A 10,901-nucleotide genomic window follows, 5' to 3' on the forward strand; every position below is an offset into this window, starting at 1 on the left:
GGGCCGGGTACCCCGTCCGGCCCGGTTCACTGCGCGAGCAACCGCCGACGGCACTGAGCCACGTCGAAGTCGGGCTTCGGATACCGCGGGTCGAGCTCCCGGAGATGCTCCAGGAGCAGCCGGCCCACCGCCCAGTTCCGGTACCACTTGTGGTCCGACGGGATCACGTACCAGGGGGCGTACGACGTCGAGCAGCGCTCCAGAGCGATCGTGTACGCCTCCTGGAACGCGGGCCACAGCGCCCGGTCGTCGATGTCGGACGGGCTGAACTTCCAGTGCTTGTCCGGGCGGTCGAGGCGTTTGACCAGGCGGCGGCGCTGCTCCTCGTAGGAGATGTGCAGGAAGCACTTGATCACGGTCGTGCCGTCGGCGGCGAGGGACTTCTCGAAGCGGTTGATCTGGTCGTAGCGGCGCTCGATCTCGTCGCGCGGGGCGAGTTCGCGGACCCGGGCGACGAGGACGTCCTCGTAGTGCGAGCGGTCGAAGATGCCCAGCTCGCCGGGGTTGGGGAGGGCCTGCTCGACCCGCCACAGGAAGGGGTGCGCCCGCTCCTCGGCGGTGGGTGCCTGGAACGCCCGGACGCGGCAGCCGGAGGGGTTGCAGAAGCCGATCACGTGCTTGATCGTGCCGCCCTTGCCGCTGGTGTCCATGCCCTGGAGGACGAGCAGGACCCGGCGCCGGTCGCCCGCCGTGCTCGCCGCGAACAGGCGTTCCTGCAGGCCGGCGAGGTCCTCGCCCATGCGGGCGGTGGCCGCCTTGCCCGCGGACTTCTTCCCGGGGCCGACAGGGACGGAGCCGGTGTCGTAGGAGGCGAGATCGACCGGCTCGCCGCCCGGCACACGCAGCAGCTCACGGAGCCTGGTCCTGCCGCGCTTCCCGCCCTTCCCGGACTTCCCACGAGCGTCCTTGTCGGCCACGGGGCACCCCTTCCGGTCCGGCTACTTACGCCACGGCCCCGTCACCGCGAAGGTCGTCCCGGGCGTGTAGCAGTTGACGTACATCGTCCCGCCGTCCGGGGAGAAGGTCACTCCGGCGAACTCGCCCCACTCCGGTTCCTCGGGCGTGCCGATGTTCTGACGATTGCGGGCCATCGCGTAGACCTCGCCGCGCCGGGTGACGCCGTAGACGTGCTGGGCGCCGTTGCCGTCCTCGCAGACCATCAGGCCGCCGCTGGGGGCGAGACAGATGTTGTCCGGGGACTCGCCGGGGAGCTGGATGTCGGTGTCCGGGCCGAAGACGATCACCAGGGTCAGACGGCGTTCCGACGGGTCGTAGCGCCAGATCTGCCCGAAGTGGTCGGCCGCCGAGCCCTCCGCGCTGTGCGCGAACGACGACACGAAGTACACCGACCGCCCGCCCCAGTAGCAGCCCTCCAGCTTCTGCGCGTGCGTGATGCCCTTCGGGCCGAAGTCCTGGAGGCGGATGGGGGTTTCGGCCGCGAGCGGGTCCGGTACGTCGACCCACTCGACGCCGCCGAAGCAGGCGCCCGTGTCCTGGATCGAGGACAGGTCGGGTACGCCGGGCACGCGCATCGCCTGGAGCCGGCCGCCCTTGCGCAGCGAGCCGGGTCCGCCGAGCGGCTTCTCGGGAAGGAAGCGGTAGAAGAGGCCGAAGGGCTTGAGGAAGGCGTCCTCGGTCTCGTAGACGATGCCCCGTTTCGGGTCCACGGCGATCGCCTCGTGCTGGAAGCGGCCCATCGCGGTCAGCGGTACGGCACCGGAGCGGTGCGGGTCGACCGGGTCGACCTCGAAGATGAATCCGTGGTCCTTGGTGTAGCCGTTGGTGCCGGCCTTGTCCTCGGTCTCCTCGCAGGTCAGCCAGGTGCCCCAAGGGGTCGGTCCGCCCGCGCAGTTGACGGCCGTACCGGCGATCGCGACCCGCTCGGACAGCACCCTGTCACGGGAGTCCAGCGTCAGCGTCGTACAGCCGCCCTTGCCGGCCGGGTCGTAGGTCAATCCCTTGACCGTCGGGACGGCGAGCGTGGCGGTGTTGCGGTTCTCGTGGTTGCGGACCAGATGTACGACGGGAGTACTGCCGTTTCTGCCGGCGAAGGCCGACATGCCGTCGTGGTTGGAGGGGACCTTGCCCTCGCCGGAGCGCAGCGGGTCGCCCGCGCGGGACAGGACCCGGTAGCGGAAACCTTCCGGCAGGTCGAGCAGGCCCTTTGGGTCGGGGACCAGCGGGCCGTAGCCGGTCCGGCCCAGGGACTGTGCGGCGGCGGTGCCCGCGAAGAGTTCGGAGAGGTTTCCGGCGAAGGCGATCGAGACGCCCAGGGCGCCCGTGCGGGCCAGTATCTGACGGCGGGTCGACGTGTCGGCTGTCGAGGCGGAGGCCGTCTCGGAGGCGGAGGTGGTGGTCTCGGACATGGGGCAGCAACCTTCCTGCTGGCGGACAGGAACATGTGACCCCGCCGTGTCTACCACCTGCCGACGGCCGCGGGAACCACGCGCGTAGACGTGTCACTTCCCGATCGGCTTCTGGGACGCCTGCTCCACAGGCGCCTGCTGTGCCCGCTCCAGGAAGCGCAACAGCTCCACCGGGAAGGGCAGGACGAGGGTCGAGTTCTTCTCGGCGGCGACCGCCACCACCGTCTGCAACAGGCGCAGTTGGAGCGCGGCGGGCTGCTCCGACATCACGCCGGCGGCCTCCGCGAGCTTCTTGGACGCCTGCAGTTCCGCGTCCGCGTTGATGACCCGGGCCCGCCGCTCACGGTCCGCCTCGGCCTGGCGGGCCATGGAACGCTTCATGGTCTCGGGCAGCGACACGTCCTTGATCTCGACGCGGTCGATGGTCACGCCCCACTCCACGGCCGGGCTGTCGATCATCAACTCCAGCCCCTGGTTCAGCTTTTCGCGATTCGACAGCAGGTCGTCCAGATCGCTCTTGCCGATGATCGAACGCAGGGAGGTCTGCGCCATCTGGGAGACCGCGAACTTGTAGTCCTCGACGCGGACGAGCGCGTACGCCGCGTCGACCACCTTGAAGTAGACGACCGCGTCCACGCGCACCGTCACGTTGTCCCGGGTGATGCCCTCCTGGGCCGGCACCGGCATCGTGACGATCTGCATGTTCACCTTGTGCAGCCGGTCCACGAGCGGGACGATCAAGGTGAATCCCGGCGGTCGCACCTCACCGGCGAGCCGCCCGAGCCGGAAGACCACCCCGCGCTCGTACTGCTTGACGACCCGCGCCGCCGAGGCGATGTAGACGGCCCCGGCACAACCGGCGGCGATGCCCGCCGCCAACAGTTCCTCGAGCATCCCGGCCTCCTCGTCGAGAGGTCCGCTCTGTCTGCTCCTGCAACGATATGCCCGGTGCCTGGTCCGGGGCCACGATCGGCCCCGGACCAGGCACCGGTGTGCTTACGCGGCAGTGACCCGCACGGGTTCCGTGCCGACCGCGCTGTGCCGCTCGGCCCAGTTCTCCAGAGCCGTACGGCAGGCGTGGTCGAGGTGGTGCAGCCCGGCCAGGTCCAGCTCGACCGGGCGGTCCTGGGGCAGCGACTCCAGATCGTCGAGTATCTTCGGCAGCCGGAGGAAGGTCGCGTTGCCCGACAGGTACGCCTGGACGGGGCCGGCGCCCTTGTCTATGACCTCCATCTTGATGTGCGAGGCCTCCCAGGCGGTCTTCACGACCGCCAGCGCGAGACCGATGAGCACGCCCTCGAACATGCTGACCGCGACGATCGACACGGCCGTGACGACCAGGATCAGCGCCTCGCCGCGGTGCTCGCGCCACAGCGTCACGATCTGCCGGACGGGGATGAGCTTGGCACCGGCGTGCACCAGGATGCCCGCCAGGGCCGGGATCGGGATGTAGGCCAGGACGTTCGGCAGCAGCGCCGCGAACAGCAGCAGCCACACGCCGTGCATCACGCGGGACGCCTTCGTCTTCGCGCCCGCCTGCACGTTCGCGGCGCTGCGCACGATCACCGCGGTCATCGGCAGCGCGCCGAGCACGCCGCAGAGCGCGTTGCCGGCGCCCTGCGCCACGAGTTCCTTGTCGTACGCGGTGCGCGGACCGTCGTGCAGCCGGTCCACGGCCGCCGCGCTGAACAGCGACTCGGCGGACGCGATCAGCGTGAACGCGACGATCGTGCCGAGCACGCCGACGCTCGCGAGTTCACCGAAGGCGTCCATCGACGGCGGCTGGATGGAGCCCAGCAGCCCCTGTACCTCGACGGTGGCGACCGGCATCGAGAAGACCAGGGCGGCCAGGGTCGCGAGACCGACGGCGGCGAGCGGTCCGGGGACCGTGCGCAGCTGCTTCGGCATCCGCTTCCACAGCACGAGCACGGCGATGGTGCCCGCGCCGAGGCCCAGCGAGGCCAGCGCCCCGGTGTTCGTGACGGCGTCGGCGAGAGCGCCGGGCAGCCCGGCTATTTTGCCGAGGCCGGAGGCCGGGGCCTCGGCGTCCACGACCGAGTACAGCTGTCCGGCGATCAGGACGAGCCCGATTCCGGCCAGCATGCCCTCGACGACGGAGACCGAGATGGCCCGGAAGTAGCGCCCGAGCTTCAGGGTGCCCATGAGGATCTGGAGCAGCCCGGTGGCGAGGACGATGACGCCGAGCACGGGGAGGCCGTACTCCTGGACCGCCTCGAAGACGAGCACGGTCAGACCCGCGGCCGGTCCGGAGACCTGCAGGCTGCTGCCCCTCATGAGACCGGTGACGATGCCGCCGACGATGCCGGTGACCAGGCCCAGTTCGGCCGGGACCCCGGAGGCGACGGCCACGCCGACGCACAGCGGGAGGGCGACGAGGAAGACGACGAGGGAGGCGGCGAAGTCCTGCCGCAGGTGAGGGTACTTGGTTCGCAGGTCCACGGCCGTCCTCACAGTGCCCGGAAGGCGTCGGAGGACACGTCGTGGGTCAGCACCGACCCCGTGTGGACCTCGTAGTACCAGGCGTGGATGTTCAGTTGGCCTTCCGTCAGCTTCTTGTCGATGAAGGGGTAGGAACGGAGCCGCAGTACCTGGGCGAGGACGTGGCTCTGCACGCCCTCGGCCACGCACGGATCCTCGACCGCCCCCGCGGGGCGTGGCGTGGCGTTCGTGAGCCAGTCGCGCACGGCCGGTACGGCGGTCAGGTCGTCGCCGCGCACCAGGGCGCCGACGGCGCCGCAGTGCGAGTGCCCGCAGACCACGATGTCGCGGACGCCGAGCACCTCCACCGCGTACTCGATGGTGGCCGCCTCGCTGGTGGGGTGCTCGGAGGCGTACGGGGGGACGATGTTGCCCGCGGTGCGCAGCTCGAAGAGCTCGCCGGGGCGGGCGCCCGTGATCAGCGCCGGGACGACCCGGGAATCGGAGCAGGTGATGAAGAGGACCTGCGGAGACTGGCCTTCGGCCAGCCTGGCGAACTCCTCAGGGCGCTGTCCGAACGTGCGGGCGTTGTCGATGAGGGGCTGCATGTGTGGTGACTCCTCCTGGCGCGCCGAAGGGCGCGTCGGACGTACATGACAGATGTGGGGGATGTGACTGCGTGCTGTCGGCGCTGTCAGCAGCGGAAGACCTGAAGTGCGGCCGGGGCGTGGGATGTCGGGGGTCTTGACATCCGGAAGGCGCCGGGCACGGCAGGTTTGCTCACGGCCGCCGGATCCTGGACCGGCAGCGGTCGCTCGGGCCCTTCGGGCGCGAAGTCGACGGCGCGGTGCCGGTCGCGGTTGCGCAGGGGACCGGTCGGGTCCTCGGCGGGGTCGCAGTGGCGGTACGTGACGGACTCGTCGCGCAGTGCCTTGCCGGAGAGCTTGGTTCCGGGCTGGGCTTTGGCCTCTGCCTGACGGGCCGTATGCGCGGATGCGAAGGACGCGGTGGGTGCGAAGAACTGGAGGGCGAGCAGGACGGCGGCGAGGGTCGCTATCACGGTCCGTACCGTCGTACCTCGGAACATGCGCCCCCCTTCAGGCAGTTCTCGTCTCTGGTCCCTTGCCGGTCCTTCTCTGGCCCAAGCCAAAGGTTGGTCAATGGCTGGTCAAGAAACACCTTAGCCCGGCAAAGTTGTTTGCAGGGTTAACTTAACGTTTCGACCTGAAGAGAGGCTGAAGCGGGCAGGGTGGCTGGCGTGAACCCGCTCTTGATCTTGGGCAGTCGGTGCGCTAGGAGGGCTCGACCAGGCCCTTCGCGTCCCGGGCCAGCGCGGTGAGTCGCGAGATCGCCCGGAAGTACTTCTTGCGGTAGCCGCCGTTCAGCATGTCCTCGCTGAAGAGCCGGTCGAAGGGCAGCCCCGCGGCCAGGACCGGGACCTCGCGGTCGTAGAGCCGGTCCGCGAGCACGACGAGCCTGAGGGCCGTCGACTGGTCGGGAATCGGCCGGACGTCGGTGAGGCAGACCGCCGTCAGGTCGTCGGTCAGGGCGCCGTAGCGGCTGGGGTGGACGCGGGCGAGGTGGTCCAGGAGTTGGGGGAAGCCGTCGAGCGAGGCACCGGGCGTGCGGTGCGCGGCCCGGGTGACCTGCTCGTCGGTGAACGGCGCCGGCGCCTCGGGCAGACCGCGGTGGCGGTAGTCCTCGCCGTCGATGCGCAGGGCGCGGAAGTGCGCGGACAGCCCCTGGATCTCGCGAAAGAAGTCGGCCGACGCGAACCGGCCCTCGCCGAGCTTGCCCGGCAGGGTGTTGGAGGTGGCGGCGAGGGCGACGCCCGCGTCGACGAGCTTGCCGAGCAGCGTCGACACGAGGACGGTGTCGCCCGGGTCGTCCAGTTCGAACTCGTCGATGCACAGCAGACGGTGGCCCGAAAGGGTCTGGACCGTCTTCTGGAAGCCGAGGGCGCCGACCAGGTTGGTCAGCTCCACGAAGGTGCCGAACGCCTTGAGCGCGGGCTCGGCCGGGGTGGCGTGCCAGAGGGAGGCGAGCAGGTGGGTCTTGCCGACGCCGTAGCCGCCGTCGAGGTAGACGCCACGGGGGCCGGGCGGGGTCTTCGGCGCCTTGCCCTTCCCGAGGCCCAGGAAGCCGCGCCTGACCTTGCCGGCACCGGAGGCGTGTGCCCCGCCGAGCCCGGCCGCGAAGCCCTCGAGGACGCGCACGGCCTCGGTCTGGCTGGGCTGGTTCGGGTCCGGGATGTACGTCCCGAAGCGCACCGAGTCGAACCGCGGCGGCGGCACCATCTCGGCGACCAGCCGGTCCGCGGGGACATGCGGCTCACGGTCGCACAGGGACAGCGGGGCGATGTCGGCTATGGGGCCGAATCCGGACGCGGCGGGGGAGGTAGGCACGGTTACCCATGCTAGGGCCTGCCCGGCGGGACCGGCCGGACCGGGTGTGCGGCGCCCGGCGGACGAGCCCGGTGAAGCCGAGGGCGGGGAGGCCCGCCGGACCCCGCGCCCTGGGCCCGACCGACCGGTCGGAGCGCAGGGGGCGTGCCACACTGCACGACATGCGACGCCTGTTTCCTGTGACCGACGAGACAGTGAACCGGACCCCCGGTGAGGCTCCCCCGGGCGAGGGGGAGGGGGGTGTACGTGAAGGCTCCGGAGGTGATGGTGCCGGTGGGGTCGGCCGGGCTCATCTGGTCGACCGGGAGTGGAGCCCTGCCGAGCTGGCCGCCGCCTACGCCTATCCCGGGCTGGGGCCCCGGGGAGCGGCCGGGGCGGCCGGCTCCGGGGCCGGTTCCGGTGGGCCGGAGGTCTGGCTGCGGGCCAACATGGTGTCCACGCTCGACGGGGCCGGCCAGCACGACGGCCGTTCGCAGCCCATCTCCAGCGCCGCCGACATGCGGATCTTCGGCACCCTGCGGGCCCTCGCGGACGTGGTGATCGCCGGCGCGGAAACGGTACGCAAGGAGGGATACCGGCCCGCACGCGCGCGTGCCGAGTTCGCGGAGCTGCGGGAGGCGGCCGGGCAGGGGCCCGTCCCCGCGATCGCGGTGGTCAGCGCCAGCCTGAACCTGGACTTCTCGCTCCCGCTGTTCACCTCCCCCCTGGTGCCCACGCTGATCCTCACGGGCGCCGCCGCGGCCCCGGACCGGATCGCGGCGGCCGAGAAGGCGGGCGCCCGGGTGGTCGTCGCCGGTGACGGCGTCGGCGTCGAGCCCGCCCGTGCCGTACGGGCCCTCGCCGAGCTCGGCCACACCCGGCTGCTCACGGAGGGCGGCCCGCGGCTGCTCGGCCAGCTGGTGGCCGCCGGGGTGCTCGACGAGCTCTGCCTGACCGTGGCCCCGATGCTCACCGCGGGGGACGCACAGCGCATCGCGGGCGGGCCCTCGGTCGCCGTTCCGCAGCGGTTCGCACTGGTGTCCCTGCTGGAGGAGGAGGGCTTCCTCTTCAGTCGCTACCGACGGCCGTGAGCCGGCCGGAAGCGGCGGCCGTGAGCCCGAGGCCACCGGCCGTGACGGGCCCGGCTGCTCCCGAAACCGGCTCGATCGCCCCCTTCGGCGGCGACTCGGCGGAATCTGCCGTTCCGTTTCGTTTTCGACGGGCACACTGAAACCGGCAGTACCTGTGCGATCGCGGGGCAGGATGGTTTCCGCAGGGCCTCGCACGGCCCACGGAGGAGAAGGGGCGCCCGGTGTTCACAAGCGTTTTGATGATCGAGAAGGCCCTTACGTCCGCCGACGTGGAGTTCGTCACCACCTTGCACGGGGACGAACCGGTCGCTTTCCACGTCCTGTTGCAGCCGCGCGGCGACCAGGCGGACCGGCTGTTGCGGGCCATCGACGACGTCGCGCTCGGCGAGATCGACGAGGCCGCGCGGGAGCTCGAGACGGCGGAGGGCGAGAAGGTGAAGGGGCTCGCCGAGCAGGCGCTGGACGTGTCCCTGCGCGCCCTGCGGGCGGCCGGCAGCGAGGCGGAGGGGCGGCTGATCGAGGCCCATCCGCTGGACGCGCTCAAGTCCCTGGTCGGCGAGATCGACGCGGACGAGGTGATCGTGCTGACGGATCCGCACTACGTGGAGGAGTTCTTCCACCGGGACTGGGCCTCGCGGGCGCGGCACAAGGTGGGGGTGCCGGTGCTGAAGCTGTTCTCGCACAGCAAGGCCTGACGCAACCGGCTGTCCGTCGCGTGGGCCACGGGTCAGTAGGGTGGGTGGCCGAACCGTCGCCGCACCAGCACGTACAGGGAGACACACATGGCACCCGGCCTTCCCACCGCCATGGACCGACCGCACTTCATCGGCATCGGCGGGGCCGGGATGTCGGGGATCGCGAAGATCCTCGCGCAGCGCGGGGCGAAGGTGGCGGGCAGCGACGCGAAGGAGTCCGCGACCGCCGAGGCACTGCGCGCGCTGGGCGCGACCGTGCACATCGGGCACGCGGCGGGGCACCTGGCGGACGACGCCACGTGCGTCGTCGTCTCGTCGGCGATCCGGGCCGACAACCCGGAGCTGGCCCGGGCGGCCGAGCTGGGCATCCCGGTGGTCCACCGCTCGGACGCACTCGCCCGGCTGATGGACGGCCTGCGGCCGATCGCGGTGGCGGGCACGCACGGCAAGACCACGACCACGTCGATGCTGGCGGTGTCGCTGAGCGAGCTGGGCCTGAAGCCGTCGTACGCGATCGGCGGCGATCTGGACGCGCCCGGCTCCAACGCGCTGCACGGCGAGGGCGAGATCTTCGTCGCCGAGGCGGACGAGTCGGACCGCAGCTTCCACAAGTACGCGCCCGAGGTCGCGATCATCCTCAACGTCGAGCTCGACCACCACGCCAACTACGCTTCCATGGACGAGATCTACGAGTCCTTCGAGACGTTCGCGGGCAGGATCGTGCCCGGTGGCACGCTGGTGATCACGGCGGACCACGAGGGCGCGCGGGAGCTGACGCGGCGGTTGGCCGGGTCGGTGCGGACGGTGACGTACGGGGAGTCGGAGGACGCCGACGTACGGGTTCTGTCCGTGACGGCGCAGGGCTTGAAGAGCGAGGTCAGTGTCCTCCTGGACGGCGAGGAACTCACCTTCACGGTCTCCGTGCCCGGTCGTCACTACGCCCACAACGCGGTGGCGGCGCTCGCGGCGGGCGTGGCGCTGGGCGTGCCGGCCGCCGAGCTGGCCCCGGCGCTGGCCGCGTACACCGGTGTGAAGCGGCGCCTCCAGCTGAAGGGCGAGGCGGCGGGGGTCCAGGTCATCGACTCCTACGCCCACCACCCGACGGAGATGACGGCGGATCTGGAGGCGATGCGCGCGGCGGCCGGCGACGCCCGGATCCTGGTCGTCTTCCAGCCGCACCTCTTCTCCCGGACGCAGGAACTCGGCAAGGAGATGGGTCAGTCGCTGACCCTGGCCGACGCGTCGGTCGTCCTGGACATCTATCCGGCCCGCGAGGACCCGATCCCGGGCGTGACGAGCGAGCTGATCATCGAGGCGGCGCGGGCCGCGGGCGCGGACGTGACGCCGGTGCGCGACAAGGGCGCGGTGCCGGAGACCGTCGCGGGAATGTCGAAGCCCGGTGATCTCGTTCTCACCATGGGCGCGGGTGACGTGACGGACCTCGGCCCGCAGATCCTGGACCGTCTCGCACAGAAGTGACTCGCACAGAAGCAAAGGGGTTGGCCTTCATGTCGTACGACGTCGACAAGCCGGACGAGCAGTGGCGCGCGGAGCTGACCCCGGCGGAGTACGCCGTGCTGCGGCAGGCCGGCACGGAGCCCGCCTTCGTCGGTGAGTACACCGACACCAAGACCGAGGGCGTCTACTCCTGCCGCGCCTGCGGCGCCGAACTCTTCACCTCCACCACGAAGTTCGAGTCCCACTGCGGCTGGCCGTCCTTCTACGACCCGAAGGACACGGACGCGGTCGAGCTCATCCAGGACCGGTCGCACGGGATGGTGCGGACCGAGGTGCGGTGCGCCCGGTGCGGGTCGCATCTCGGGCACGTGTTCGAGGGGGAGGGGTATCCGACCCCCACGGACCAGCGGTACTGCATCAACTCGATCTCGCTGCGTCTGACCCCGGAGGCCTGACGCCTGACGCGGG

11 protein-coding genes are annotated in these 10,901 nt (G+C 71.0%); 4 read left to right on the plus strand and 7 right to left on the minus strand.

The annotated features are described in order from the left end of the window. Positions 1–26: 26 nt before the first annotated feature. From QFZ76_RS37985 to zapE, 7 genes are all read right to left on the minus strand, one after another. Positions 27–917, minus strand: a complete 891-nt coding sequence (locus QFZ76_RS37985; protein WP_307677913.1) for a PPK2 family polyphosphate kinase — start codon at positions 915–917, stop codon at positions 27–29. Positions 918–938: 21 nt separating this feature from the next. Further along, positions 939–2,366 carry a PhoX family protein gene (locus tag QFZ76_RS37990; protein ID WP_307677914.1) on the minus strand — a complete coding sequence of 476 codons (1,428 nt, stop codon included), beginning with the start codon at positions 2,364–2,366 and terminating at the stop codon, positions 939–941. Positions 2,367–2,459: 93 nt separating this feature from the next. Next, positions 2,460–3,260: a slipin family protein gene (locus tag QFZ76_RS37995; protein ID WP_307677915.1), complete on the minus strand. Its 801-nt coding sequence runs from the start codon at positions 3,258–3,260 to the stop codon at positions 2,460–2,462. A gap of 102 nt (positions 3,261–3,362) precedes the next feature. After that, on the minus strand, positions 3,363–4,820 hold the full coding sequence (locus tag QFZ76_RS38000) for a SulP family inorganic anion transporter (protein ID WP_307680243.1): 1,458 nt from the start codon (positions 4,818–4,820) through the stop codon (positions 3,363–3,365). A 14-nt stretch (positions 4,821–4,834) separates the two neighbouring features. After that, entirely contained in the window at positions 4,835–5,413 is a 579-nt protein-coding gene (locus tag QFZ76_RS38005) for a carbonic anhydrase (RefSeq protein ID WP_307677916.1), read from the minus strand. Positions 5,414–5,499: 86 nt separating this feature from the next. Continuing rightward, positions 5,500–5,892, minus strand: a complete 393-nt coding sequence (locus tag QFZ76_RS38010; RefSeq protein WP_307677917.1) for a hypothetical protein — start codon at positions 5,890–5,892, stop codon at positions 5,500–5,502. Positions 5,893–6,097: 205 nt separating this feature from the next. After that, complete coding sequence (zapE, locus tag QFZ76_RS38015; protein ID WP_307677918.1) at positions 6,098–7,210, minus strand: cell division protein ZapE; 1,113 nt, start codon at positions 7,208–7,210, stop codon at positions 6,098–6,100. 161 nt (positions 7,211–7,371) lie between these two features. Here zapE and QFZ76_RS38020 point away from each other — a divergent pair, with 161 nt between their 5' ends. The 4 genes from QFZ76_RS38020 (at position 7,372) to msrB (ending at position 10,888) form a co-directional block, all read left to right on the plus strand. After that, positions 7,372–8,280 carry a pyrimidine reductase family protein gene (locus QFZ76_RS38020; protein ID WP_307677919.1) on the plus strand — a complete coding sequence of 303 codons (909 nt, stop codon included), beginning with the start codon at positions 7,372–7,374 and terminating at the stop codon, positions 8,278–8,280. A 221-nt stretch (positions 8,281–8,501) separates the two neighbouring features. After that, positions 8,502–8,975 (plus strand): indole-3-glycerol phosphate synthase, encoded by a 474-nt coding sequence (locus QFZ76_RS38025; protein WP_266432478.1) that lies wholly within the window; start codon positions 8,502–8,504, stop codon positions 8,973–8,975. Positions 8,976–9,062: 87 nt separating this feature from the next. After that, complete coding sequence (murC, locus tag QFZ76_RS38030; RefSeq protein WP_307677920.1) at positions 9,063–10,454, plus strand: UDP-N-acetylmuramate--L-alanine ligase; 1,392 nt, start codon at positions 9,063–9,065, stop codon at positions 10,452–10,454. A 29-nt stretch (positions 10,455–10,483) separates the two neighbouring features. After that, on the plus strand, positions 10,484–10,888 hold the full coding sequence (gene msrB / locus QFZ76_RS38035) for a peptide-methionine (R)-S-oxide reductase MsrB (RefSeq protein ID WP_266432474.1): 405 nt from the start codon (positions 10,484–10,486) through the stop codon (positions 10,886–10,888). Positions 10,889–10,901 lie beyond the last annotated feature (13 nt).

This window comes from Streptomyces sp. V4I2, assembly GCF_030817655.1.
Classification (GTDB): domain Bacteria; phylum Actinomycetota; class Actinomycetes; order Streptomycetales; family Streptomycetaceae; genus Streptomyces; species Streptomyces plumbiresistens.